The sequence below is a fragment of the Actinoallomurus sp. CA-150999 genome (genome assembly GCF_050942425.1).
In the GTDB taxonomy this organism is placed as follows: Bacteria; Actinomycetota; Actinomycetes; order Streptosporangiales; family Streptosporangiaceae; genus Actinoallomurus.
This window is the reverse complement of the sequence record NZ_CP192063.1, coordinates 7474415-7499974: the sequence shown is the minus strand read 5'-3', so window position 1 is coordinate 7499974 and position 25560 is coordinate 7474415. Positions and strand designations below refer to the sequence as shown.

Annotated in this window: 24 protein-coding genes; 11 read left to right on the top strand and 13 right to left on the bottom strand. The window is 71.2% G+C overall.

Annotated features, from left to right (window positions below):
* Positions 1 to 10: 10 nt before the first annotated feature.
* The 6 genes from ACQP2O_RS34715 to ACQP2O_RS34690 form a co-directional block, all read right to left on the bottom strand.
* Positions 11 to 952, bottom strand: a complete 942-nt coding sequence (locus tag ACQP2O_RS34715; protein WP_433172550.1) for a respiratory chain complex I subunit 1 family protein — start codon at positions 950 to 952, stop codon at positions 11 to 13.
* A complete protein-coding gene (locus ACQP2O_RS34710; RefSeq protein ID WP_433172548.1) occupies positions 949 to 2961 on the bottom strand; it encodes a proton-conducting transporter transmembrane domain-containing protein in 2013 nt (670 codons plus the stop codon). Before ACQP2O_RS34710 ends, ACQP2O_RS34715 begins: the two co-directional genes overlap by 4 nt.
* Positions 2962 to 3004: 43 nt before the next feature.
* Positions 3005 to 3487: an NADH-quinone oxidoreductase subunit B family protein gene (locus ACQP2O_RS34705; RefSeq protein ID WP_433172546.1), complete on the bottom strand. Its 483-nt coding sequence runs from the start codon at positions 3485 to 3487 to the stop codon at positions 3005 to 3007.
* Between the two features lie 240 nt (positions 3488 to 3727).
* Positions 3728 to 4066, bottom strand: a complete 339-nt coding sequence (locus tag ACQP2O_RS34700) for an ArsR/SmtB family transcription factor (protein ID WP_360885866.1) — start codon at positions 4064 to 4066, stop codon at positions 3728 to 3730.
* A 175-nt stretch (positions 4067 to 4241) separates the two neighbouring features.
* Positions 4242 to 5921 carry a class I adenylate-forming enzyme family protein gene (locus ACQP2O_RS34695; RefSeq protein WP_433172544.1) on the bottom strand — a complete coding sequence of 560 codons (1680 nt, stop codon included), beginning with the start codon at positions 5919 to 5921 and terminating at the stop codon, positions 4242 to 4244.
* Positions 5922 to 5986: 65 nt separating this feature from the next.
* Positions 5987 to 6796: an SAM-dependent methyltransferase gene (locus ACQP2O_RS34690; protein ID WP_433172542.1), complete on the bottom strand. Its 810-nt coding sequence runs from the start codon at positions 6794 to 6796 to the stop codon at positions 5987 to 5989.
* A gap of 297 nt (positions 6797 to 7093) precedes the next feature.
* On the opposite strand from ACQP2O_RS34690, the gene ACQP2O_RS34685 reads away from it, so the two are divergent.
* From ACQP2O_RS34685 to ACQP2O_RS34675, 3 genes are all read left to right on the top strand, one after another.
* Complete coding sequence (locus tag ACQP2O_RS34685; protein ID WP_433172540.1) at positions 7094 to 7948, top strand: helix-turn-helix domain-containing protein; 855 nt, start codon at positions 7094 to 7096, stop codon at positions 7946 to 7948.
* On the top strand, positions 7948 to 8043 hold the full coding sequence (locus ACQP2O_RS34680) for a DUF397 domain-containing protein (RefSeq protein ID WP_360885874.1): 96 nt from the start codon (positions 7948 to 7950) through the stop codon (positions 8041 to 8043). Before ACQP2O_RS34685 ends, ACQP2O_RS34680 begins: the two co-directional genes overlap by 1 nt.
* Positions 8044 to 8120: 77 nt before the next feature.
* Positions 8121 to 8321, top strand: a complete 201-nt coding sequence (locus ACQP2O_RS34675; RefSeq protein ID WP_433172538.1) for a hypothetical protein — start codon at positions 8121 to 8123, stop codon at positions 8319 to 8321.
* A gap of 70 nt (positions 8322 to 8391) precedes the next feature.
* Here ACQP2O_RS34675 and ACQP2O_RS34670 read toward each other — a convergent pair whose 3' ends face one another.
* The 3 genes from ACQP2O_RS34670 to ACQP2O_RS34660 form a co-directional block, all read right to left on the bottom strand.
* Positions 8392 to 9339 (bottom strand): ADP-ribosylglycohydrolase family protein, encoded by a 948-nt coding sequence (locus ACQP2O_RS34670; protein ID WP_433172536.1) that lies wholly within the window; start codon positions 9337 to 9339, stop codon positions 8392 to 8394.
* 92 nt (positions 9340 to 9431) lie between these two features.
* Entirely contained in the window at positions 9432 to 10079 is a 648-nt protein-coding gene (locus ACQP2O_RS34665; protein WP_433172534.1) for a TetR/AcrR family transcriptional regulator, read from the bottom strand.
* Between the two features lie 24 nt (positions 10080 to 10103).
* Positions 10104 to 11015, bottom strand: a complete 912-nt coding sequence (locus ACQP2O_RS34660; RefSeq protein ID WP_433172532.1) for a fumarylacetoacetate hydrolase family protein — start codon at positions 11013 to 11015, stop codon at positions 10104 to 10106.
* A gap of 114 nt (positions 11016 to 11129) precedes the next feature.
* Between ACQP2O_RS34660 and ACQP2O_RS34655 the strand changes: the two genes are divergently transcribed.
* Genes ACQP2O_RS34655 through ACQP2O_RS34645 form a run of 3 tightly spaced genes read left to right on the top strand, consistent with a single transcriptional unit; the run spans position 11130 to position 13059 of the window.
* Positions 11130 to 12011, top strand: a complete 882-nt coding sequence (locus ACQP2O_RS34655; protein ID WP_433191253.1) for an SDR family NAD(P)-dependent oxidoreductase — start codon at positions 11130 to 11132, stop codon at positions 12009 to 12011.
* Positions 12008 to 12415: a hypothetical protein gene (locus tag ACQP2O_RS34650; protein WP_433172531.1), complete on the top strand. Its 408-nt coding sequence runs from the start codon at positions 12008 to 12010 to the stop codon at positions 12413 to 12415. Before ACQP2O_RS34655 ends, ACQP2O_RS34650 begins: the two co-directional genes overlap by 4 nt.
* Positions 12412 to 13059 carry a VOC family protein gene (locus tag ACQP2O_RS34645; protein ID WP_433172529.1) on the top strand — a complete coding sequence of 216 codons (648 nt, stop codon included), beginning with the start codon at positions 12412 to 12414 and terminating at the stop codon, positions 13057 to 13059. The genes ACQP2O_RS34650 and ACQP2O_RS34645 overlap by 4 nt, the downstream gene beginning before the upstream one ends.
* Before the next feature lie 29 nt (positions 13060 to 13088).
* On the opposite strand, the gene ACQP2O_RS34640 is transcribed toward ACQP2O_RS34645, so the two are convergent.
* Entirely contained in the window at positions 13089 to 14618 is a 1530-nt protein-coding gene (locus ACQP2O_RS34640) for an MFS transporter (protein ID WP_433172527.1), read from the bottom strand.
* 154 nt (positions 14619 to 14772) lie between these two features.
* Between ACQP2O_RS34640 and ACQP2O_RS34635 the strand changes: the two genes are divergently transcribed.
* From ACQP2O_RS34635 to ACQP2O_RS34625, 3 genes are all read left to right on the top strand, one after another.
* Positions 14773 to 15396, top strand: a complete 624-nt coding sequence (locus ACQP2O_RS34635) for a TetR/AcrR family transcriptional regulator (RefSeq protein WP_433172525.1) — start codon at positions 14773 to 14775, stop codon at positions 15394 to 15396.
* Between the two features lie 17 nt (positions 15397 to 15413).
* Positions 15414 to 16958 carry an AMP-binding protein gene (locus tag ACQP2O_RS34630; RefSeq protein ID WP_433172523.1) on the top strand — a complete coding sequence of 515 codons (1545 nt, stop codon included), beginning with the start codon at positions 15414 to 15416 and terminating at the stop codon, positions 16956 to 16958.
* 365 nt (positions 16959 to 17323) lie between these two features.
* On the top strand, positions 17324 to 18235 hold the full coding sequence (locus ACQP2O_RS34625; protein ID WP_433172521.1) for an NmrA family NAD(P)-binding protein: 912 nt from the start codon (positions 17324 to 17326) through the stop codon (positions 18233 to 18235).
* Positions 18236 to 18284: 49 nt separating this feature from the next.
* Here ACQP2O_RS34625 and ACQP2O_RS34620 read toward each other — a convergent pair whose 3' ends face one another.
* On the bottom strand, positions 18285 to 19004 hold the full coding sequence (locus ACQP2O_RS34620; protein ID WP_433172519.1) for a hypothetical protein: 720 nt from the start codon (positions 19002 to 19004) through the stop codon (positions 18285 to 18287).
* 77 nt (positions 19005 to 19081) lie between these two features.
* Positions 19082 to 20563, bottom strand: a complete 1482-nt coding sequence (locus tag ACQP2O_RS34615) for an MFS transporter (RefSeq protein WP_433172517.1) — start codon at positions 20561 to 20563, stop codon at positions 19082 to 19084.
* Positions 20564 to 20630: 67 nt separating this feature from the next.
* Between ACQP2O_RS34615 and ACQP2O_RS34610 the strand changes: the two genes are divergently transcribed.
* The gene (locus ACQP2O_RS34610) at positions 20631 to 21599 is read left to right on the top strand and encodes an Lrp/AsnC family transcriptional regulator (RefSeq protein WP_433172515.1); all 969 of its coding nucleotides are present in this window, start codon (positions 20631 to 20633) and stop codon (positions 21597 to 21599) included.
* An 82-nt stretch (positions 21600 to 21681) separates the two neighbouring features.
* Here ACQP2O_RS34610 and ACQP2O_RS34605 read toward each other — a convergent pair whose 3' ends face one another.
* Positions 21682 to 22755, bottom strand: coding sequence for an alkene reductase (locus ACQP2O_RS34605; RefSeq protein ID WP_433172513.1), 1074 nt, complete (start codon positions 22753 to 22755; stop codon positions 21682 to 21684).
* A gap of 100 nt (positions 22756 to 22855) precedes the next feature.
* Between ACQP2O_RS34605 and ACQP2O_RS34600 the strand changes: the two genes are divergently transcribed.
* Positions 22856 to 25525 (top strand): AAA family ATPase, encoded by a 2670-nt coding sequence (locus tag ACQP2O_RS34600; protein ID WP_433172512.1) that lies wholly within the window; start codon positions 22856 to 22858, stop codon positions 25523 to 25525.
* The last annotated feature ends 35 nt before the right edge of the window (positions 25526 to 25560 follow it).

The following is a 25560-nucleotide window of genomic DNA, read 5'->3' as shown; positions in this document are numbered from 1 at the left end:
ACGAGTGCGGTCAGGCGAGTACGTAGGAGGCGGTGACGGCCAGCAGGGCGAGCACGAACGACCCTGCGAGCAGCTCGGGTATCCGGAACAGGCGCACCTTGGCCAGCAGCACCTCACCGGCGGCCAGCACACCCCCCAGCGCGGTCAGCTTGACGATCAACGCGGTCGCTCCGATGACGAGGCCGAACCAGCCGATGCCGGTGGCGACCCCCCAGGGCGCGAACAGGTTGGCCAGCAGCCCGAGCAGCAGGCTCAGCCGCATCGCGGCGGCCAGCTCGACCAGGGCCAGGTCACGGCCGGCGTACTCCAGCACCATGGCCTCGTGCACCATGGTCAGCTCCAGGTGCGTGGCGGGATTGTCCACCGGCATCCGCCCGGTCTCGGCCAGAATCGCGACGGCCAGCGCCGCCGCGGCCAGCAGACCGGCCGGGGAGACCAGCCGGTCCGGGTGATGGACACCGGCGTTCACGATGGCCGCCAGACTGGTCGACCCGGCGCGCGCCGACAGCGCGAACACCGCCAGCAGCACGGTGGGTTCCACCAGCGCCGCGATCACCATCTCCCGGCTGGCGCCCATCCCCCCGAACGCCGTGCCGGTGTCGAGCGCGGCCAGCGCGAGCGCGACCGTGCCCAACAGCAACAGCCCCACCACGGCGATCAGGTCGACCGAACCGCCGACCACCGACCGGGTGGACACCAGCGGAACGATGGCGGCGATCAGCAGACTACTCGCGACCAGCACCGGCGGTGCCGCGACGAACAGCCAACCCGCATCGGCCGGACTGATCGGTTCCTTGCGGGCGAGTTTCCGCAGATCCCGCCACGGCTGGCCGATCCCGGCACCGGCCCGGCCCTCCATCCGGGCGCGCACGAGCCGCATCCACCCGATCAGCAACGGCGCCACCACCACGGTCAGCAGCGCCTGGCCGACCGCCACCACCCAGCCGTTCACCGGCTCACCCCGGCCACCAGCACGATCAGCAACGCCACGAGGCCGTAGGCGAGGTAACGGTGCACGCTCCCGTTCGCCAGCACGCGCGCCGCCCGGCCCACCCGCCGACCCGCCGCCAGCAGCGGGACGTACAGGTAGGTCTCGATCCGATCGGGCACCCGGAGCTGGAACCGCACTCGCTCCACCAGGTAGGCCGACTCGTCGTAGTGGCTGACCTCGACGTCCTGCTCAGGGCGGAGCACGTCGTCGAAGACCCGCTGCAACGGTTCGGCGAAGGAAGTGGCGGTGTACTGGGTCCGGGCGGTCTGCGGGCCGTCGCCACAGCCCCACGCGACGGCGCGGCGACGCGGCCTGCCGAGAGTCCGCGCGGCGACCGAGATCCCCGCGACGAGTACGGCCAAGACCACGACGATCAGCAGCGGTGAGTAGAGCGCGCCCACCCCCGGCAGGTGCAGCCGCGTGGTCCCGGTCAGCGGCGAACCACCGCGCGTGATCATGGTGGCCCGGGTGAGGGCGGACGCCGTCAGCCCCGGCGCGATGGCGAGCAGTCCACAGCCGAGGCCGGCGGCGGCCATGGCGGCCAGCATCATCGGGCCCGCCTCCCGCGCCGCCTCCGCCGCGGAGCTGCGGGGCCGGGCGAGGAACCCGGTTCCGAGCGTCTTGACGTAGGCGGCGACCCCGAGCCCGGCGGTGAGCGCGACCACGCCGACGGCGACCGGAGCGGCGATCGCATTCAGGTCCGATGCGGGCGGCAGCGCATGGATCAAGGACTGCAGCAACAGCCATTCGCTGACGAAGCCGTTGCCGGGCGGCAACGCGGCCGCACACAACGCCGCGAGCGCGAACGCCGCCGTGGTGGCGGGCATCCGCCGCCCCAGCCCGCCGAGACGGTCCAGGTCACGGGTGCCGGTCGCGCGCACCACCGCGCCGGCGGCGAAGAACAGCAAGGTCTTGAAGCCCGCGTGGTTGAGGACGTGCAGCAGAGCCGCGGCCAGCGCCACACCGGCCAGCCCCGCCTGTCCGGCGTCGGCGAACAGCCCGGCCGCCCCGACGCCGAGCAGGATCAACCCGGTGTTCTCCGCAGTGGAGTACGCCAGCATCTTCTTCACATCCACCGCGAGGGCGGCCTGCAGGATCCCGTACAGCGCGGACAGCGCGCCGCCGGCCGCCAGCAGGATCCACCACCAGGCCGGCCCGCCGCCGAGCAGGTCGAAACCCAGCCGGACGATCCCGTACACCCCCAGGCTCACCATCGCCGCGCTCATCAGCGCCGAGACGTGACTGGGCGCCTCGGCGTGCGCCCGCGGCAACCACGGATGCAGCGGCACCATCCCGGCCTTGGCCGCGAATCCCGCCGCGGCAAGCACGAACACCCCACCCCGCGCCACGCTCGGCAGACCGGGCGCGGCCTGCCGGATGGTGGTGAAGGACTCCCCACCGCACGCGGCCGCCGCCCAGACCAAGGCGAACAGGATCGCCACGAAGCCGGCCTGGGTCATGGCCGAATACCACCGGCCGGCCGACCGTACTTCGGAGCCGTGGGCGTGCTCGGTCATCACCAGCAGCAGCGAGAACAGCGCCATTGACTCCCAGGCGAGCAACAGCGTCGAAACGCTGCCCGCCACGGGCACCACCAGCATCGCCGCGACGAACAACGGCAGGGCGGCGAGCGCGGTACGTGAGGACGCGCCGGTCCCGGTCCGGCCGGCGTACCCCGCCGTGTAGACGCCGACCAGTGCCGCCACACCACCGACGACCAGCAAGAACCACCCTGATAGCGCGTCCACCTCGAGCCGCACTCCGGCCAGCGGCAGCAGGTTCGGCAGCACCGACCGCCACACCCGCCCGGACAGCGCCGCCGCGCCCGCGACCACGCCCGCGACACCGGCCACGGAGGTACCGATCCCGACCGCTCCGGCACGCCACCGGGCCGGCAGTACGGCCGCCGCCACCCCCGAGGCACCCGACGCCGCCACCGTGACTCCCAGCCCAGAGGCGATCAGATTCACCGGTTCACCTTCACCCGGCGGCGGGCGACCCCGATCCCCGTGGTCACCGGCCGGACAGCCCGCGCAACGCGGCCACGATCGCCTCCGGCGGCGGCGGGCAACCCGGTACCTCCACATCCACCGGCACGAACTCAGAGACCGGACCGGCCACCCCATGCCCGCCGGCGAACATGCCGCAGTCACGGGCGCAGTCCCCCAGAGCCACCACCAGGCACGGACGCGGCGCCGCCTCATAGGTCTTGCGCAGCGCATCCGCCATGTTCCGGGTGACCGGGCCGGTCACCACCAGCGCATCGGCATGACGCGGGGAGGCCACCAGCCGCACCCCGTACCGCTCGACGTCATAGACCGGGGAGAACGCCTGTCCGATCTCGATCTCACAGCCGTTGCACGACCCGGCGTCCACGTGCCGGACCTGCACCGACCCCGACACACGCTCGACCGCCTCGCCCTCAGCCCGTTCCGGCACCGGCGGCGCCGGCTCAGCGACTCGCCCCGTGCGGCAGATCTTGTCGATCAGACCCATCCGGATTCACCCACCTCGCTCACCACCGCCTGTACGCCTGCCGGGAAAGACCCATGCGCTGCCTGCGAATTCACCAGGCCACACGGCGATACGACCACGTATCAGCGCATAGTCACATCGGCAGTTGCTAACTTTAGCAACAGTGCAGCCACGGCCAAGGTGCGGGTTCGGTCAACGAGGCCAAGCCGGCCGCCGTTCAGAAAGGTCGATCGCTCCGCGGTCGGCCGTAGCGCCGCGAGTTCAGTGGCCACCCGTCGAGGCCCGCAGGTCCTCCAGTAGCTCGGCCTGCCCCGAGAGCACACCCGTGAGGATGCGACGGGCCACGGCCAGCAGTTCGGCCACGTGCGGACTGGTCAACGAGTAGAACACCGTGGAGCCCTCCTTGCGGGACACCACCAGATTCGCCCGCCGCAACACCGCCAGCTGCTGAGACAGATGCGCCGGCTCGATCCCGACCTCCGGCAGCATCTCCGAAACCGAATGCTCGCGTTCGCTCAGCAACTCCAGCACCCGGATCCGGGCGGGATGCCCCAGCGTCTTGAAGAACTCCGCCTTCAACTGGTACAGCGGTCTGCTCACCGCGGCACCCCCTATCGTGGACACCCCAACGCCACCCTGTCAGCCGGCCGGACCTGGCACCACCACAGTGGGACGACCAGGCATCACGACCTCAGCAATTGCCAACCTTAGCAACCATGTCTGTTCGTGGCGCGGCAGCAGCGAGTGCGGCAACGTCCGGGAACGGCAGCGTGCCTCAGCCGATGAGCTCCGCGCGGAGACGTGTCTTGAGGATCTTGCCGGCGGGGTTGCGCGGCAGCTCGTCCTCGCGGAACCAGACGTGGGCCGGCACCTTGAAGGCCGCGATCCGCTCGCCGAGGAACGCCCGCAGCTCCTCCGACGTGACGGTCATCCCGGACTGGAGGCGGACGACCGCGCCGACCTCCTCGCCGAGCACCTCGTGGGGCACCCCGATGACGGCGGCGTCGGCGACGGCCGGGTGCTCGTACATCGCGGCCTCGACCTCGGCGCAGTAGACGTTCTCCCCGCCGCGGATCAGCATGTCCTTGGCCCGGTCGACGATGTAGATGAAGCCCTCCGCGTCGACGCGGGCCAGGTCGCCGGTGTGGAACCAGCCGTCGTGGAACGCCTGGGCGGTGTCGTCCGGGCGGTTCCAGTAGCCCTTGATGACGTTCGGGCCCTTCACCAGCAGCTCGCCGACCTCGCCGATGGGCAGCTCCTCGCCCACCGGGTCGACGACCTTGACGTCCACCACCGGCACCGGCAGCCCGACGCTGTCGGGGTGGGTCAGGTAATTGATCCCGCTGTTGTAGGCCGTCACCGCCGACGTCTCGGTGAGGCCGTACCCGTTGTTCGGAACCCGCTCCGGCAGGAGCTCCTTGATCTTCTCGACGAGCGCGGGCGGCGCCGGCGCGCCACCGTACGAGACGGTCGCGAGGCTGGAGGTGTCGTACTTGTCGAACTCCGGCGACGTGAGGACCTCCCACGCCATCGTCGGCACGCCGCCGAACCCCGTGACCCGCTCGCGCTCGATGAGCTGCAGCGCGCGCTCGGCGTTCCACTTGTACATGAGCACGACGGTGCCGCCGAGGATCGCGCTGGCCACGAGGATCGCGTGGCAGCCGGTCGCGTGGAACAGCGGCACGTTCAGCAGGGTGACGCGCCGCTGCGGCGCGGACACCTCCTCGAGTGAGCTGCCCGCCTGCAGGCCGGCGGCCATCATCGCGTACCCGAGGCAGAAGGTGTTCCCCGTGATGTTGCGCTGCGTGCCGAGCGCGCCCTTCGGCCGGCCCGTCGTCCCGGACGTGTAGAAGATGGTCGCGTCGTCCTCGGGCTCGATCTCCACCTCGGGGAGTGTCACGTCGGCGGTGACCTCGCCGAGCACCGTCTCGTACGCGTCCGTGCCGGGCGGCGGGACTTCGGCCCGTACGACGATCGTGGGGATGCCGAGCCCGGGCAGCACGTCGGCGAGCCGGTCGGCGCGCTCCTTGTCGGCGACGAGCAGTGTCGCGCCGCTGTCGCGCAGGCCGTACTCCAGCTCCGACGCCGTCCACCAGGCGTTGAGCGGGACGACGACGGCGCCGACGGCCGCGGCGCCGAAGAAGGCGACGGACCATTCGGGGAAGTTGCGCATGGCGATCGCGACCCGGTCGCCCTTGCGCACGCCGTACCGCTCGACGAGGCGGCGCGCGAACGTCGCGGCGCGCCGGAAGTGCTCCTCGAAGGTCAGGCGCTCGTCCTCGTAGACGATGAACGGCGCCTCGCCGTGGAACCGGGTGATCTCCAGGACGGACCGCAGCGACGGGGGAGCGTGCTTCCAGACGCGAGTCCGGACGCCGCGGATCTCGATCTCGTCCATCTCGAATAGCTGCCCTGTCGCGGTCAGCTCGGCCTTGACGTCGTCCTGACTCTTCATCGGCACCTCCGCCCCCGAACCTTACGATCCGAATGTCGTTCTGGACCAGTCCCCGCGCCGCCGGCTCACGCCTTGCGGGCGACGCCCGCCCAGCAGACGGAGCGGGCGGGGTCGTCCCGCAGTGGGCTCGACGCCTCGTCCGGGCGCCAGAGGGGGGTCCACACCACGCCCGGCTCGATCAGCTCCAGGTCCGTGAAGAACGTTTCGACCTGCGAGCGCGGCCGGACGTGGGCCGAGCTGGAGGTCTTGTAGTTCTCGTCGAGGGCCTGCTGCACCTCGTCGTCGCCGTCGTCGGTGCCGTGGGAGATCGCCAGGTGGCTGCCCGGCGGCAGCGGCTTCATGAGCCGCCGGACCAGATCGTACGGGTCCTCGGAGTCGGCGACGAAGTGCAGGACCGCCACCAGCATGAGGGCGACGGGCCGGTCGAGGTCCAGCAGCCGGCGCAGCTGCGGGTCGCCCAGGATCGCGTCCGGGTCGCGCAGGTCGTGCCGCACGATCGTGGTCCCGTCGACGCCGTGCAGCATGTCCCGGCCGTGGGCCAGCACGACCGGGTCGTTGTCGACGTACACGACCCGGGACTCCGGCGCGACGCCCTGCACGATCTCGTGGACCTGGCCGTTGGAGGGCAGCCCGGTGCCGATGTCGAGGAACTGACGCATGCCCGCCTCGGCCGCGAGGTAGCGGGTGGCGCGGCGCAGGAAGCCGCGGTTCTCCACCGCGGCGTCGCGCGCGCTGGGCAGGGCGGCCATGGTGTTCTCCGCGACGACGCGGTCGGCGGGATAGTGGTCCTTGCCGCCGAGGATGTAGTTGTACACCCGCGCCGGGCTCGGAATGTCGGGCCGGAACTCATCTTGCCGGTCGTCGCTGTCCGTCACGAGATGCCTTTGTCGCCGGTTATGTCGGAGGCGATGATTTTTCCACGAACGCCCGAACTCGGCGGTCGGATCGGAGAACTCGCCGCCGAGTACGGACGTCGCGCGGGCGGCCTCGCGGCTCGCCCGCATCACCATCACGCGCCTGGCCACGGCTGCCAATGGGATTGCATCCAGCTATGGGATAGCATTGCGCCACGACGCTGACGATGCAAGCCCATGGGTGAATGAAATTGCATCGGCGGTTGATCTCCCGGTCCGTGGAAGACTCTGAGGTCAGCCGCAAGGGAGGTCGAGGTCATGGCGAACGCTGGAGCGAGCGGGCCGACGGCGCTGCGCATCCTTCTCGGATCGGAGCTGCGCCGGCTTCGGGAGAAAGCGGGCGTCACCTCGGTCGCGGCGGCCAAGGCGATCGGCGGATCCGAGTCGAAGATCAGCCGGATGGAGCTCGGCCGCAGCGGTTTCAAGGAGGCGGACGTCGCGATCCTCCTGTCGGTGTACGGGATCACCGACGCGGAGGAGCGCGACCAGCTGCTGTCCCTCACCCGCCGGGCCAACCAGCCCGGCTGGTGGCACAGCTACGGCGACGTCCTGCCGTCGTGGTTCCAGTCCTACATCGGCCTGGAACAGGCGGCGTCCCGCATCCGCACGTACGAGCCGCAGTTCGTCCCCGGCCTGCTGCAGACCGAGGACTACGCCGCGGCCGTCATCTCCCTGGGCGACTTCCAGTCCGAGGAGGTGGAGCGCCGGGTCGCGCTGCGAGCCACGCGACAGCGGAAGTTCCGCGACGGCGCGCTGCGGCTGTGGGCCGTGATCGACGAGATCGCGCTGCGCCGGCCCGTCGGCGGACCCGAGGTGCTCCGCGGCCAGCTGGAGTACCTCATGGCCGCCGCGAAGCAGCCCGGTCTCACGCTCCAGGTCACGCCGTTCGCCGCGAGCGCGAAGCACGCCGCACCCGGTGGGTTCACCATCATGCGGTTCGCCGATCCGCAACTGCCCGACGTGGTCTACGTCGAGCAGCTCGGCAACGCGCTCTACCTCGACAAGCGTGAGGACGTCGACCGCTACACCCTCGCCATGGATCGTCTCAGCGTCATCAGCGCCACCCCCGACGAGTCAATCGACATCATCGGCACGATCCTGGAGGGCATCTGATGCGCACCGACGACCTGTGGCGAAAGAGCTCCAAGAGCACCCCGGAAGGCAACTGCGTCGAGGTCCGCGTCGCGGAGGCGCGCCCGCTCGGCTGAGGAGGCGCGCTCGCTCGGCTGACACGCCGCAGCACGGAAGTGGAGCATCCCGCTACGCTCCGTGTACGGTGCGGGCCGTGGAGAACCTGCGGATAGGCGTGGTCGACATCGCCCACGACGACCAGACCACCAACGATCACCTGTCCTGCTTGGTGTGCACGTGGCGGCTGGGGGTGTCGCCCCGCGAGTACGCGCTGCGCCTCGCCCGCCGCCACGACGAGTCACACCAGGGCGGCCCCCGGCGCGCCTACCCGGGCGGTCCGGAGCGGACGAAGTAGCCCGTCGTCCGGTCGACTCGGGATGCGGACCGGTCGCCGCCGTTTCCGGCCGGCCGGGACCGAGGAGCGGTCAGCCGGCCGGTTCGGCGGCGCGCCGGGCCAGGTCGACCAGGTCGTCGGCGCGCAGGCCCGGCCAGCCGTGCACCTGTGCCCGCCACTCGGCGGGCACGGCGGACGCGCCGTACCGCGCACCCAGGAGGCCGCCGGCGATGGCCGCGACCGTGTCGGTGTCGTTGCCCGCACGCACGGCGGCGATCGCGCCGTCCGGCAGCGTCGCGGTGCGGGTGACGGCGGACCAGGCGGCCTGCAGCGCGGGCACGACGAAGCCGTTCGGGCTGAACCACTCCGGGGGAGCGGACTCGGCCTCCCGCAGCCACCCCGCCCACAGGTCCCGCCGATCCGCGGGCAGCAGATCCAGGCCCTCGCGGACGCCGTCGACGGTCCCGTCCAGCACCGCCCGCCGTACGCCCGCGCACCACAGCACGCAGGCGTCCCCCGCCAGCTCGTCGAAGTGGGTGAGGGAGCTGACCAGCCGCGCGGCCTCCGCCAGCCCCTCCGGGTCGGCGAGGTAGGGCAGCGCCATGACCGCCGTTCGCATCAGCGAGCCGTTCCCGGCGGTGCGTCCCGTCTTGCGGTGCAGGTCCGCGGACGCCTCGCGCATCGCCCGGGACAGGCCCCCGGCGCGCGCGGTGGCGGCCAGCACGCCGGACGTCTGCAGCCCGACGTCGCTCGCACCCCCGTGGAACCATCGCAGGAACCGCTCGGCGATCCCGTCGAGCGCGGCCTCGGACCGCAGGTCGCCGCCGAGCGCGGCGACCTCGGCCACACAGACCTGCATCTGGGTGTCGTCGCTGTATTCACCGGGCGCGTACGGGCCCAGCCCGCCGCCGATCATCTCCGGCACGGCGGTGTCGGGCAGCCGCTCGGCGAACTCGTACGGCACGCCGAGCGCGTCTCCGCAGGCCGCCCCGAGGAGCACGCCCGCGACCCGGTCTCGTTGTTCACTGGTGAGCATCATGAGTAACGACGTTCACTCGGCTGCGGTGGTTCCCGAAGCATCGGGTCGGGCGAGGCCTCCCTCGGGGGCAGACTAAGTAAGCCCGAAAGGGGTCAGGCAACGAGTATGTCGATGGTGGCTGGGGCGATCCCGATGTCGGGGGTGATGGAGTAGGCGGTGCGCAATGTCGCGGTCAGCGCGGCGATCGTGAGCTGAACGAGATGTTCTTGTGGGATGTCGTGGTGGTGGATGTGGTCGACGATGAGTTCATCGAGGTAGCCGACCCAGCCACGCATGGAGGCGCGGAGTACGGGGTGGACGGGGTGGTCGACGCCGAGGGCGTTGAGGATGCGGAGAGCGCCTTGCCAACGCAGATCTTCGATGATCGCGCGGACCTCGGGATCCGAGCCGTTGCCGCCGCGGATGAGGGTGAGGAAGCCCGCGGCGTGGCGGTCCATGTAGGTGATGTGCCGGCTGATGGCGTTACGGAGCTGTTCGGCCGGGGTCTCGCCATCGGGTGGGGTTGTCTGAAGGGCTTGGAGTTCTTCGGCGGCCGCATGGATGGTGGCCAGGTAGAGGCCGCGTTTGTTGGTGAAGTGGTGAGCGATGAGACCGTATGCGACGCCCGCACGTTTGGCGATTTCGGTGGTCGTCACTTCGTCGTAGGCGCGTTCTGAGAACAGCTGGGAGGCGGCCGTGATGAGTTTGGCGCGTCGGTCGGTGCGCGGTGTCTTGGTGTCGTCGAGGTGCGGGCTGGTCATGGAAAAAGCCTAGAGTGCGCTGTTCTATGGGTACGTGGGCTCGGGTACGACGGGGTTTTCGATGTGGCCGAGGCCGTCGATCTCGATGCGGACGGTGTCGCCGGGACGTAGGAAGCGTCCGGTGGGCCAGCCGGTTCCGGCGAAGGTTCCGCAGGCGATGACGTCGCCCGGTTGCAGGGTGCAAAAGCCGGACAGGATGCTGACGATCTCGGCGGGGGAATGGATGAGGTCGCCGATCCGGCCGCGTTGTCGCAGCTGACCGTTGAGCAGGGTGCGCAGTTCGAGATCCGCGACGTCGAACTCGTCGGGGGTGACCAGCCAAGGGCCGAGCGGCCCGTGGGTGTCGTAGCCCTTGGCCAGCAGCGGACCGGTGGGGTTGTCGGTCTGCCAGTCGCGGACGGACACATCGTTGGTGATCATGTATCCCGCGATCACGTCGCGGGCGGTCGCGGGCGTGAGGCGATGGGCATGCCTTCCGATGACGACGGCCAGTTCCCCCTCCCAGTCGGTGCGCTTGGCGCCGGTCGGAATCCAGATCGGATCGTAGGGGCCGGTGATCGAGCTGGTGGCTTTGGCAAAGAAGAAGGGGTACCGCGGCCGGGGATGGGCGATCAGGTAGCCAAGCGCAAGTCGGATGTTGCCAGGCTCGCGCATCAGCCAGCCGACATTGACGTCGCGGCGGTGGTCGGGCGCGTTCAGCCCGATGGCAAGGAATTTACCCGGCCGGGGCACTGGCGCGCGAAGCTGCGCTCCAGCGATCGGGAACCGGAGCGCTTTTTTCAGCAGCCGCTTGACACGCTCAGCGCAGTGGCCATCGCTCAGCAGGGTCAGTACGTCTGTGGGGCCGTCGGGGACAGAAGAAAGATCGGCTAGTTCCTCGCCGACGACAGCGGCCGGGCGTGGGCCATCACAGGCCTGGAAGGTTGCCAGTTTCATCGGGGTTCCCCTGCTTGACGGCTCGGATCGGCAGGACTACCTTCCCAATTGATTGATAATCAGTCAATACGGGGAGGCTTTGATGAGCGTCGCCACTTCAGCGGGAGCGGGCAGGTGAGCCGCCGGTCTGTAGCAGAGGTGCCGATCCTGGTCACGGGTGCCTCAAGCGGGATCGGTCGGGCGGTGGCGTTCGCTTTGGCTGAGCGGGGTGGGCGGTTGGCGATCGCCGCTCGTCGCCGGTCGAATCTGGAAGAGGTCGCCGATCAGATCGAAGGTACGGGTCTGATCCGGCCACACGTGATCGAGGTCGATCTGTCCCGTCCTGGTGCTGCCGCCGAGCTCGCTCAGAACGTGATCGCCGCGCTGGGGAGGGTGCAGATTCTGATCAACAACGCCGGCGTCGGGATGGTGGCTGCACTATCCGCCGTCGGTGATGACGATCAGGCTCGGGCGCTGTTCGAGACGAACCTGTGGTCTCCGCTCGCCTTGACTCGGCACCTGTTCCCGGCCCTGAGCGCCGGCGGTGGACTGGTGGTGAACGTCACCTCCAGCCTGCAGGCCGTGCCGATCCCGCTGTTGGGCTACTACGGTGCGTCCAAGGCCGCGTTCGCATATTTGACCCGCACGCTGCGACACGAACTGAAGGACACCGGCGTGTCGGTGCTGGAGATCGTGCCCGGCGCCACCGACACCGCCGCCCGCGACATCGACCTGCTGCCCTGGCGGAACGGACCGACGCGTACCCCGCCGCCGGTCTCAGCTGAGTCGGTGGCCAAGGCGATCGTGAAGGCCATCGAGCAGGGCGAGTATCGCCGTGTCCATCCGGCGACGTCGCTCCTGCCACTGGAAATCCCGGCTCTGGGCCGGTTCATCGCCAAGCTCGTCACCCGCCGACTCGACACCGACTCCGTCGGCGCCGGCGCGATCGCCGCCGGCTGTCTTCCCGAGCCGCAGGACGACCAGCACCAATCAGACCGCCGAGGGAGGCCCGCATGACCAACCACTCTCCGTTCGCCGCAGCACGCACCCGCCAGCCCTTCACAGGTTCGCAGCGCATACTGGTCGGCGGAACCATGACCATGGCCGGCGTGGCCTTCTTCGGGCATCTACTGGCACCCGAGCGGATGGCCGCACACTTCGGTTGGCCCGAGGACCGCTGGTATCAGCGCGAGATAGGGGCGTTCAACGCTGGACTCGGCTGGGGCGTCATCCAGACACTTCGTGGCCGTCCCGAGCGCGCGTTCCTCAGCTCGGCGGGAATGAGTGCCCTGTTGCTGGCCGCCACCCGGGCAGCCGCCATGGCGAAAGGAGACCGCGCCGGTATCCGCAACCTGATGACGGTCGCCGGTGACCTGGCCCTCGGCCTCGGCGCAATGTACGAACTCCGGCGTTCGCGATGACCGACCAACACTTCTCCACGCCGCACGACCTCGAGGAGCCACGCTCGTCCGCGCCGGCCAAACTCGCCCACGTGGTCTTCAAAACCCCACGACTAGAAGAAATGGTCACCTGGTACAGCCTGGTTCTGGACGCCGTTGTCGTCTTCCGGGACAAGCGGATCGCATTCCTTACCTACGACCAGGAACACCACCGCGTCGCCCTCATCCGCCTGCCGAGCTTGTTCAAGATCCCCGGCCTCGTGTGGGGTCTGCACCGCAAGTTCTGGGGATTCGATCACGTGGCGTTCACCTACCACGACCTGCCCGAACTCATGGCCACCTACCGGCGGCTGGCCAGGGTCGGCGTGCAGCCCGTCTGGTGCGTCAACCACGGCCCCACCACCTCCCTCTACTACGAGGACCCCGACGGGAACCGCCTCGAACTCCAAGTCGATAACTTCGCCACCAATCGTGAGCTTCTAGAGTGGATGCACAGCGGCGAATTCGACCGCAACCCGATCGGCACCGAATTCGACCCCGACGTCCTAGCTCACAAGCTTGAGCAAGGCATAGCCCGCGAACTGCTCGTCAAACGCGGATCCGCACCACCCCCGGGCGCCGTCTCTCGATCCGGTCTGCGCACCATTCGCTGGAAGACCCTTTGAACCCACTCCAGTAAACAGACGACGGCCTCTCAGCCCTGCGTTCCGGTCAGCCGCTCCACCTCCCGCGCGTGCGCGTCGGCGTCGGCGCGGGCGGCGCGTGGATTCCACCGGCCGGCCAGCGGCAACATGAGGACGAGGAAGAGCAGTTCGGCGACGATGCAGATCCACCACCAGGCCTGCCACTGGTGCGGCGCGTCGGCCGCCGCCTTCTTGAGCTCGCCCAGTTCGTGGAGCAGCGTGGGCGGCGGAGCGGTGCCGGCCGGCACCTTCTTCGCCGCGGCCAGCACCTCCGGGGCCCGCGTCAGCGTGTCGACGGCGCCGACCACGTACGGGAGGACGAAGTAGGAGACGCACACGACGATCCGCAGGATCCAGCCCCAGATGGCCAGGCCGGTCGCGGTCAGGGCGGGGTTCCGCCGCTCGATCGTCTCCGTGAACGCCGCCATCCAGGGCGTGTACGCCACGCCCAGGCCGACGGCGAGCAGGCTGATGATCCAGATGAGGGTGCCCGCGCTCGTGTGCGGATGGGTCGTCCGGGTCATGAACAGGAACGTCATGACCGCCGCGAGGAGCGTGCCCCCCACGATGAAGGGCTTGCGCACCCGAAGGCGGTCCGAGACGACGCCCACGATGACGAGGGCGACCGCGTTCATCGCCCAGTACCAGCTGTTGACCCCGTTGGCCCGCGCGGTCGTGAGTCCGAAGTTCGAGGTCAGGTAGATGGTGAAGAACGCGACGGCGGTGTAGTAGATGAGCAGGAAGACGCTGACGCCGAGCGCCGGCGCGAGGATCTCGAGCCGTGCCATCTGCCGCCACGGGTGGCGCAGATCGGCCTCTTGCTCCGCCGCCTCCGCCCGGGCCTCGACCAGCGCGCGGTCCGCGACGCTCACCATCACCTGGTCGCGCAGCCCGGGCCGCAGCTCCCGCAGCCCGAACAGCGCGACGGCGAACGCCACCAGCCCGACGACGCCGACGATGTAGTACTGGCTGGCCCAGGAGTCGTCGAACCGCGGCAGGGTGCGGTTGGCCACGAAGCTGACGACCAGGCTGCCGATCACCGGTCCGAGCGTCCAGAAGCCCATCGCGGAGGCGCGGCCGATCTGCGGTGAGAAGTCGCGGACCAGCGCGGGAGTGGCCACCAGGCACATGCCCTCGACGAGGCCGGTCAGGATGGTGACGACCGCGAACGTCGCCTTGTTCGGGGCGAGCGGCGTCAGGAGCGTCAACAGGCCCGTGCCCAGCAGACCGTACGTCACGAGGTTGGCGCGGCCCCACCGGTCGGCGATGCCGGCGGCCAGCGACCCGAAGGCCCCGACCAGGTTGGCGAACACGAGCACGTTCACGTAGTAGAGGAACGACATCTTGAAGTGCGCCAGCATCAGCGGGGCGACGCCGCCCGCGACGTAGAGCTCGTAGTACAGGACGATCGTGACGAACACCGCCACGGCCAGGTATCGGTAGCGGGCCGCGGTGCCGGGGTACCGGTCCAGGCCGCGCTCCCACAGCCGGTGCGCGGAGAAGCCGTTGGACGGGGTCGTGGTCGGATCGGCGGGGGCCATGGCCACCTCGTTTCCTACAGGCCGACGTGTCGGAGCGTCATGGCGCTCCGCCCCCGAGGAAGGACGAACCGGATCCAGGTGAATAAGCGTTCATTCACGTTAGGGAAATTAGTACGCTCGGGTCTGTCGGCCGTCAAGACGAGGAGCGGCGCACGTGACCGAATCGGAGCTTCCGCTCGCCGGATCGCGAATCCAGCGGCGGCTCGCGGCGGCCGCGATCGGCCTCTTCTACCGTCAGGGCGCGCTGGCGACCTCCGTCCGGCAGATCACCGAGGCGTGCGGCCTGACGCCCGGCGCGCTGTACAACCACTTCGGTTCAAAGGACGAACTGCTGTACGTCGTCGTGCGCGACATCCACCTGCGGCTGGAGGACGAGGTGACCGCGGCGCATGAGGCCGTCGCGGGCGATCCCCTGGCCGAGCTGCGAGCGATCGTCGGCGTGTACGTGACGCGGCACGCCGACCACCAGGAGACCGCGCGGGTCGCCAACCGGGAGTATCACCTGCTCTCCGGTGTCTGGTACGACGAGGTCGTCGCGATCCGGCGACGGCTGCGCGATCGCCTGGCGGACGTCCTGCTGGCGGGCCACAAGCGCGGTGAGTTCCACCTGGTCGGTGGTGACGACCGGGCCGCGGCCGTCCTCACCGCGATTCCCATCCTCGACATGTGCGTGCACCTCAGCGAGTGGTTCCACGAGCACCGCCCGCTGGGCCCCGCCGACCTGCGGGACCGTTACGTGGGGCTCGCACTGCGCATGGCCGGTGCCCGGCCCGACTGACCGACCTGGAGGTCTCCATGGCCCGAATTCTCCGCCCGTTCGCCCAGGCCAGGCCGGACGAGCCGGCCCTCATCGACGAGCACGGCGTCACCACCTGGCGGGCGCTCGAGGAGCGGGTCGACCGGCTGGCGGGGGCACTGCGCGGGCTCGGCCTGCGGACCGGCGACACGATCGCGATCCACTCCGGCAACCGGCGCGAGTACGTCGAGGTGATGGCCGCCGCGACGCACATCGGCCTGCGGTACGTGCTGGTCAACTGGCACTGGACCGCGGACGAGCTCGCGTACGTGCTGGGGGACTCCGGGGCGAGGGTCCTGTTCTCCGAGGACCGATTCGCCGAGGTCGCCGAGACGGCGGCGTCAGAGGCCGGCCTGGTGGCGCGGGTCGGGTTCGGCGAGGTCCCCGGCTTCCGGCCGTACGAGGACCTCCTCGCCTCCGGGCCGGACGGCGAGCCCGCGGACCAGGTCCTCGGCTGGCCGATGATCTACACCTCGGGTACGACGGGCCGGCCGAAGGGGGTCAGCCGCAAGCTCACCCAGGCGGGCGCGCCGATCGAGACGATGGCCGTGGCCGCCCCCGGCTACGCCGACGTCCTCCGTATACCCGAGGGCGGCCGGTCGCTGCTGGTCGGGCCGGTCTACCACTCGGCGCAGTGGCTGTGGTCGTACGGCCTGCTGTGCGCCGGGCGGTCGCTGGTGATGCGGCGCGCGTTCGACGCGGAGGAGACCCTGCGGCTCATCGAGCGGTACCGGATCACCAACATGCATCTCGTGCCGACCCAGTTCGTCCGGATGCTGCGCCTGGACGAGGCGACGCGCACGGCGCATGACCTGTCGAGCCTCACCGCCGTGTGGCACGGTGCCGCGCCGTGTTCCCCAGAGGTGAAACGCCGGATGATCGACTGGCTGGGTCCGGTCGTCCACGAGTATTACGGGTCGACCGAGGCGTCGGTGAACACCATCGTGACGGCCGAGGAATGGCTGCGCCGGCCGGGCACGGTCGGGCGGCCGCTGCCCACGGTCGAGACCCACGTCCTACGCGAGGACGGCAGCCCCGCCGAGCCGGGCGAGCCGGGACAGCTGTGGTTCCGCTACGCGAGCGGCGACGACGTCGAGTACTGGGGAGACCCGGACAAGACCGCCTCGATCCACCGGAACGGCCTCTTCACCACCGGGGACATCGGCTACCTCGACGCCGACGGGTACCTCTTCCTCGCCGACCGCGTCATCGACATGATCATCAGTGGCGGCGTCAACATCTACCCGGCCGAGATCGAAGGTGTGCTCATCACCCATCCGGCGGTCGGCGACGTCGCGGTGTTCGGCGTGCCCGACGAGGAGTACGGCGAGCAGGTCAAGGCGGTGGTCCAACCGGAGGACGGGCACACCGCGTCGCCGGAGCTGGCGGAGGAGCTGATCGCCTTCTGCCGCGCGTCGCTGGCCGGCTACAAGGCGCCGCGCTCGGTGGACTTCGTCACCGACCTGCCGCGCACCCCGACCGGGAAGCTCTACAAGCGCCTCATCCGCGAGCCGTACTGGTCCGACCACGGCACGCGGATCTAATGCGAATGCCGGTGCGGTGCTAAACGACGCGGCGCCGGTGGGCGCGCTGGCGGCAGGTCGGACCGCAGTAGCGGGGTGGCCGCCCGGTGGCACGGACGCGCAGCCGCGCGCCGCATTCCACGCAGTGCCTCGGTGCGGTGGTTTCGTGACCCAGAGGGGACGGCGTGTCACGGAACGTTTCAGATTTCGTGACGGCCGGGGTGCGCAATCCGTCCAGCAGCAACCGCACCAGTCGTGTGCCGCGTTCCCGGTCCCGGTGTGCCGCACGCAGTGCGACCCCGCCAGCGGCCAGCGCGGACAGAGGCGTTGAAGCGGGTGGAGCATTCCGGATCACGTCAGTATCCCGCACCTCCGGAAAGGGCACCATGACCACCGCGACACCGGCCGACCCCGACTCCCCGATCCTCGTCACCGGCGCCACCGGCAAGCAGGGCGGCGCCACCGCCCGGCGGTTGCTCACCGGGGGGTGGCCGGTGCGAGCCCTGGTGCGCGACCTGGCCGCACCCGCCGCTGCCGCGCTGGCCGCGGCGGGCGCCCAGCTCGTGCGCGGCGACTTCGACGATCCGGCGAGCCTGCCGCCCGCGTTCGACGGCACCGCCGCCGTGTTCGGCATACCGCCGGTGGCCTTCGGGCCGGCCGGACCCGATACAGATCTCGAAGTGGCCCGCGGCAGGGTGCTGATCGACGCCGCGGCCGCGGCGGGGATCGAGCAGGTCGTGTTCAGCACCGTCGCCTCGACATCGACCGCATCGTGGGCCGAAGGCAAGGTGCTGATCGAGCAGTACCTGCGCGACCACATCGCGCTGCCCACCGTGCTACGCCCGGTCCGGTTCATGACCAACTATCTCAGCACCGGGGCGATCGGCGTCGACGGCATCGTCCACGGCGTACACCGGCACATCTTCACTCCGCACGAGCCCATGCAGGTCATCGCGCTGGAGGACATCGCCGAGTTCGCCGCGCTCGCGTTCGCGGACCCGGCCCGGTTCGCCGGACGGACCCTGGAACTGGCCGGTGACGAACCGACCCCGGTCGAGGCAGCCGCCGCGATCAGCGAGGCCACCGGCATTCCGGTCCGGTACGAGCAGCTCACCGACGGCGAGGCCGCCGCGTTCAGCCCGATGATCGCCGACACCAAGAAGCGCTGGGAGGCCGGTCACCGCTGGCACGCCGACATCGAGGCACTGCGGGTCATCCACCCCGGACTGCGCACCCTCACCGATTGGCTCACCGAATCCGGCGCCGCCGCCATCCGCGCCCATCTCACCGATTCCTGACCCGAACGAGTGACAGGCGTCCGGGCGGCGGCCCGGTCCTTCCCGGATGTCAGCACCAATGGCGGAGCTCGGCGTCTTCGAGGGCCTGGCGCAGCTCCTCCTGGTCGGCGCGCCAGCCGACCAGGTCGTAGTAGCGCTCGGACGGCTCCCGGACGACCGGGACCCCGGGAGCGTGGACGCGCATGGCCTCCGTCAGCGACGACGTGCGGTACTGCCAGCCCCGGGCCTCGGCGTGGAAGCTGACGGCGAGCTCCAGCCCGGCCTCCGACGGCCCGCGGTCGAGCCGGCGTAGCCGCTCCCACACGTCCAGCGGCAGGTCGTGCCGGGACACCGCCTCCTCGAGCTCGGCGAGATGCCGTTCGGGTGAGCCCGGCGCCATCGGATGCAGCCGGACCCCGACGCATCGCACCGTGCCCTCGACGAACTCCGTACGCCGGGAGAACAGCACCAGCGCGCTCACCTCGTCCCAGCCGAACCGGCGCGCCCCGTCCGGCGATGCCACGAGGAAGATCCCGTCCGCGTCGACGGCGAAGGCGATCCAGCCGGTGCGCCGGCCCCGGGCGAGCCGCGCGCCGCCCACCGCCGTCAGGACGGCGGACGCGACCGCCAGGCCGAGGCGCGTGGGCACGCGGTTCGGCTGCCCGGCCCGTACCACTCCGGCGATCATCCGGACCGAGATCGCGAGACCCAGGACGCCGACCGCGATCATGAGGATCGGCCGGAGCCGCCGGAACCTCACGACGTACGGCGCCGGAGGCTCGGTGGTCACCGTGCGCAACCCCCTCCGCCCACGAGGCAATGATCCCTTCGGCGCACTGTACTGCGCGCCGTCCGCGTACGGAGGCGTCATCGGTGGCCCGCGAGAGCAGGCTCCGGGCTCTCGGCACTGCGGGTGGGCCGCATCAGGAGGAGGACGAGCAGCGCGGCGGCGAGAGCCAAGGCGGCATCGAGGAGGAAGACCTTGTCGAGGGCCATGGCGAAGGCGGCGTGGACGGTCTGCGCGGAGAGGTCCGTGGGGTGACCGTTGGCGATCGCGAGGGTCGCGGCGCCCGGATCGGCGACGGCGGCGTCGGTGAGGGTATGGCGGATCGAGGCGGTCAGGATCGTTCCGGCGACCGGCATACCGAGCGCGAAGCCGAGCTGGAGGAGGGTGTTGGCGATGCCGCTGGCCATCCCGGCGCGGTGTGGCGGAGCGACCGCGAGTACGGCCGAGGCCAGCACCGGCGAGCACATGCCGACGCCCGCACCACTGATCACCAGTCCGGGGACCAGCGCCGTCCAGCTCGCGTCGGCGGACATCAGCAGCCGACCGGCCACGGCACCGGCGGCGATGAGCAGCAGCCCGAATCCGATCGGCCGGCGGTGGTCGGCGGCGTTGGCGTAGCGGCCGGTCAGGAGGGCCGACACGAGTGCCGCGGCGCCCATCGGGGTCAGCGCGAGCCCCGCCATGAGCGGCTTCAGGCCCACGACGGACTGCAGCCAGATCGACCGGTAGACGAAGTCGGACACCGAGGCGGCGTTGAACACCAGCGTGGCGAGGAGCAACGCGAGCAGCGAGGCCCTCCGCAGCAGGGCCAGGTCGATCATCGGATGGGGGCTGCGCCGCTCGATCAGCCAGAAGGCCACCAGCGCGACGGCGGCGCCCGCGAAACAGACCGGCACGACGACGTCTCCCCAGCCCTGTCCCCCTGCCCGGGTGAGACCGAAGATCGTCAGCGTGGCGGCGCACACGAACACGAGCGTGCCGGGGACGTCGATCCGCGTCGTGGCCGTACCAGGGAAGGGGGACAGCCACCTGCGTCCGGACACCAGCGCGATGGCCGCGAGTGGGACGTTGACCAGGAAGATCGATCGCCAGCCGAACTGCTCGGTGAGGATGCCGCCCACCAGCGGGCCGCCCGCCGCCGACACGGCGGTGACGCCGCTCCACACGCCGAACGCGATCCCCCGCTCGCGGCCGTCGTAGGTGCCGGCGAGCAGTGCCGTGTTCGTCACCATCATCGCCGCCGCGCCCAGGCCTTGCAGGGCGCGTCCGAGGATGAGCAGTTCGATCGTCGACGCCGCCCCGCAGCCGAGGGACGCCAGTGCGAAGATCGCGGTGCCCGCCAGGTAGACCCGCCGGCGCCCGAGGCGGTCGGAGGCGGCACCGACGGCCATCACCAGCGCGGCGAGCACCAGGACGTAGCCGTCGATCGACCACTGCAGCGCCGTGTACGAGGCGTGCAGGGCGGTCGAGAGCTCGGGCATCGCGACGCCGACGATCGTGATGTCGACCGTGAACATCACCGTGCCGAGGCATATCGGGAGGAGAGGCAGCCATTTGCGCATGCGCCCACTGTGATCGGCAGCGACCACCACCCGCCATCGATGGAGCTAGACCGCTAGAATTCCGCCGATGACCTGGCCATCGGCAGATGAAACCCTCACCTTGGACCGCCTGGATCGGAAAATCATCCATGCGCTTCAGGTGGACGGGCGAGTGCCGTTCCGCAGGGTGGCCGCCGTGCTCGGGGTGTCGGAACAGACCGTCGCCCGCCGCTATCGGCGGTTGCGGTGGCAGGGGGCGCTGCGCGTGGTCGGCATGGTGGACCCGCACCGGCTCGGCGGCACGGAGTGGCTGGTCCGGATCGGCTGTCGGCCGAACGCCGCCCACGCGCTCGCCGAGGCCATCGCCAGGCATCCACCGGCCACGTGGGTGGGGCTCACCTCGGGCGGAGCGGAGATCGTGTGCACGATCCGGGCTCCCGGCCTGCTGGAGCGGCTGCCGCGCACGGCTCAGGTGCGGGCGCTGAACGCCTTCGCGGTACTGCACCGGTTCGACACCGGACGGCTCTACTGGTCCGGCTATTCGGATCTCCTCCACGAGGACCAGATCGCCGCACTGAGCGGCGGCGCGGAGTCCACGCCCACGGACGCGGCCCCGCGTGCGGACGACGCCGAGCTCCTGACCGCGCTGGCCGAGGACGGGCGCGCCGGCTACGCCCACCTGGCCACCCTGACCGGCTGGCCCGTGGCCAGGGTGACCAGGCGAATCGCCGAGCTCCGCGGCAGCGGAGCCCTGTACTTCGAGGTGGAGTTCCCACCGCGCCTGGTCGGGTTCGAGACCACGGCCTACCTCTGGCTTACCGTGGCGCCGGGCGAGTTCGACACCACCGGGCTTGCGCTCGCCGCACATCCCGAGACGGCGTGGGTGGCGGCGATCACCGGCCCGGCGAACCTGGCGGCCTTCGTCGTGTGCCGTACGCCCCAGGCCCTCTACCGCTACGTGAACACCAGGATCGGCACGCTCGGCGCCGTCAGGCAGGTGGAGGTATCCCTGCAACATCATCAGGTCAAACGGGCCGGAGCACCGATCAGGACCTGAACGGACGCCGGTCGCCAGGCGCGTCACCGAGGAGTCAGGCGCGTCACCGAGGAGTCGGGCGCGTCACCGAGGAGTGGCGGGATCAGGATCCCAGCACCGGGTAGTCGGTGTAGCCGCGGTGGTCACCGCCGAAGAAGGTGGCCGGGTCCGCCTCGTTGTACGGGCCGCCCGCCTTGATCCGCGCGGGCAGGTCGGGGTTGGCGAGCCACAGCCGGGCGTGCGAGATCGCGTCGGCCAGCCCCTCCCGCAGCGCGTCGACGCCGGCCTCGGGGGACGACGGGAGCTGCCCCTGCTCCGGATTCGGGTTCAGGATCAGCGCGCCCGGCCAGGCGGCCCGGATCGCGCGCGTCGTGTCGCGGTCACCGACCTCCATCACGTGCACGTAGGCCAGGCCGAGCGGCGCCAGCGCGCGGACCAGCGCCGGGTACAGCTCCGCGGTGTCGGACTCGGTGATGCCGTTGATCGCGGCGCCGGGCGACAGCCGGATCCCGACCCGCTCGGGCCCGATCGCGTCCGCGACCGCCCCGGCGACCTCCACCGCGAACCGGATCCGGCCGTCGATCGAACCGCCGTACGCGTCCGTCCGCCGGTTGCTGCCGTCGGCGAGGAACTGATGGATCAGGTAGCCGTTCGCGCCGTGCAGCTCCACTCCGTCGAAGCCCGCCTCGACGGCGTTCCGCGCGGCCGACACGTAGTCCTCGACCGTCTGGGCGATGTCCTCGATGCTCATCTCCCGGGGTGTCGGGTGGTCGAGCATCCCCTCGGGGGTGAACAGCTTCCCGCCGGACGAGACGGCCGAGGGCGCCACCGGCAGGGCGCCGTCCGGGTACAGGACCGGGTGGCCGACCCGGCCCGAGTGCATCACCTGGGCGAAGATCCGGCCGCCCTTCTCGTGGACCGCGTCGGTCACCTTCCGCCAGGCCGCGATCTGCTCGGCGGAGTGCAGCCCCGGCGTGTTGATGTAGCCCTGGCCGATCACGCTCGGCTGCGTGCCCTCGGTGATGATCAGCCCGGCGTCCGCCCGCTGCGCGTAGTAGTCGGCGGTCAGCTCGGTGACGAGGCCGTCGTACGCGCGGCTGCGCGTCATCGGCGCCATGACGAGGCGGTTGGGCAACTCCAGCTCGCCGACGGCGACCGGCTCGAACAGTTCGTTCATCGCTCTCTTCCTCCGTGAATCAGCTGGTCAGGACGCTACGGGCCGGAGGCGGGGCGGCGAATCAGTAATGTTTCGGTACTCCGCCACGTAGGTTTGTGGGGTGTTGTACGGGCGCGACGCCGAACTCGAACGGCTGACAGGACTGATCGACGACGCTCGTGGGCGCCGCCGCAGCGGATCCCTCGTCGTGCGCGGCGAGGCCGGGATCGGCAAGTCGATGCTGCTCGACCGCGCCGCCGAGGCGGCGGCCGGGCTGCGGGTCCTGCGCGCGACCGGCGTCGAGGCGGAACACGATCTGGCGTTCGCCGGGCTCCTCCAGCTGCTGTGGCCCGTGCAGACGCGGCTGGAGACCCTGCCGGACCCGCAGGCGGACGCGCTGCGGACGGCGTTCGGCGCCGGTGGCTCCGGCGGAGGCGACCGGTTCCTCACCGGGCTCGCGGTGCTCACGCTGCTGGCCGACCTGGCCGAGGACGAGCCCGTGCTCTGTCTCGTCGACGACGCCCAGTGGATCGACCGGGCGAGCGCCGACGCCCTGCTGTTCGCGGCCCGGCGGCTCTCGGCGGAAGGCGTCGTCATGGTGTTCGCCACCCGGGACGACGGATTCGCCGGGCACGGCCTGCCCGAGATCGAGCCCGCCCGGCTGGACCGCGCCGACGCCGCGCGCGTGCTGGCGGAGCGGGAGCTCAACCCCGAACGCCGCGACCGGATCCTCATGGAGGCCGACGGCAACCCGCTGGCCCTCCTGCACCTGGGCGCCGCCCGGCCCGGCGACGGCGGCCCCGGGCCCCTGCCGGTGGCGGACCGGGTGCTCGCCTCCTTCCGCGCCCAGATCGCCCGGCTGCCCGAACGCACGCGGCTGATGATGCTCGTCGCCGCCGCCGAGGCGCGCGGTCACCTGCCGACGCTGCTCGGCGCGGCGACGTCGCTCGGCGTCGACCTCGGCGACCTCGAACCGGCCGAGCAGGCACGCCTCGTCGAGGTGACCGGGACGACCGTCGCCTTCCGGCACCCGCTGATCCGTACCGCCGCCTACCAGGGCACCTCGCTCGCCCGCCGCGTGACCGTCCACCGGGCGCTCGCCGACGCCGCGATCGACGCCGACTGCCGGGCGCGTCACCGCGCCGCCGCGGCGACCGCTCCCGATGAGGACGTCGCGGCCGACCTCGAAGCGGCCGCCGTACGCGCCCGGGACCGCGCCGCCGGGGCCGTCGCCGCGGCACTGTTCCAGCAGGCCGCCCGGCTCACGCCCGAGTCCGGCGGCCAGGCCCGGCGCCTGGTCGAGGCGGCCGGGGCGGCTCTCCTCGCGGGCGGCGCCGACCACGCCGCGGAGCTCGCCGTACGGGCCGAGCGTCTCACCGCCGACCCGGGCGCGCTGATCCGGCTGGCGCGGATCCGCGCCGCCGTGGAGTTCGAACGGGGCGATCCCCGACAGGCGGCCCGCATCCTGGTCGAGCAGGCCGCCGAGGACCACCGGGCGGCCGCCATGCTGCGCATGGGCGCCTCGTACGCCTGGCTCTCCGGAGACGAGGAGTCGGTACGGGCCGCCGCCGAGCGGTCGGCCGCCGTCGGTCGGCGCGACCCGCTGCTCCAGGGCATGGCCCACCTCGTCGACGACGACTTCGCCCACGGCGTCCCTCTTCTCCAGGAGGTCCTCACCGGCGCGCTCGGCGAACCAGGTGCCGGGATGACCGAGGGCGACGGTGCGCTGGTGGAGGCGATCCACTGCGCGCTGATCCTCGGCGACGACGACGCCGCCATCCGGCTGGCGGCCGCCGAGGTCGCCCGCTGCCGACGGCGGGGACTGGTCGGCGAGCTCGCGGGCGCGCTGCAGAGACTCGCCCAGGCGCAGGTCCCGGCCGGACTGTTCCGTGACGCCGAGGCGAACGTCGCCGAGGCCATCACCATCGCCCGCGACACCGGCCGGCCACAGCGGGTGGGCCGGCTGGAGATGCTGTTGGCCCGCGTCGCCGCGATCCAGGGCGACGAGGAACGCTGCCGCGCGCTGACCGGAGGCGGCGACCCGCTCGGGGGAGACCTCGCGGGCGCGGAGGCCGCCGCGGCCGACTGCGCGCTCGCCCTGCTCGACCTCGGCCTGGGCCGCTACGACGACGCCCTCGACCGGCTGGAGAAGGCGCGGCTCGGTCCGGGCCGGTTCACCGCCGTCGTCACGTTCTCCGTCCCCGACGAGGTGGAGGCGGCGGTCCGAGCCGGACGGCCCGAGCACGCCGAGCCGGCGCTCGGCCGCTTCGAGGAGTGGGCGCGCGCCGGTGACCTGCCGTGGAGCCGGGCGGTCGCCCTCCGCTGCCGTGCCCTCCTGGACGACGACGAGACCCGGTACGTCGAGGCGCTGCGCCTCCACGACAAGGGCGGACGGCCGTTCGAACGGGCCCGTACCGAGCTGCTGTACGGGGAGTGGCTGCGCCGCGCCCGTCGTCGCTCCGACGCCCGCGGCCCGCTGCGGTCCGCGCTGGAGGTCTTCGAGCGGCTCCGCGCGCAGCCGTGGGCCGAACGCGCCCGGACCGAGCTCCGCGCGACGGGCGAGTCCGCCACCGTCGCCCGTCCGGCAGCCGCCGACCTCCTCGAACGGCTCACCCCGCAGGAGCTCCAGGTCGTCCGGCTCGCGGCGGAGGGGGCCAGCAGCCGGGACATCGCCGCGCAGCTCTTCCTGAGCCCGCGAACGGTGGAGTACCACCTGTACAAGGCGTATCCAAAGCTCGGCGTCTCCTCCCGCCGCGAACTCGCCCGCCTGGAACTGACACCGGCGCACTGACCTACTGTGATCTTGTCGGTGGCACGCCGTAGTCT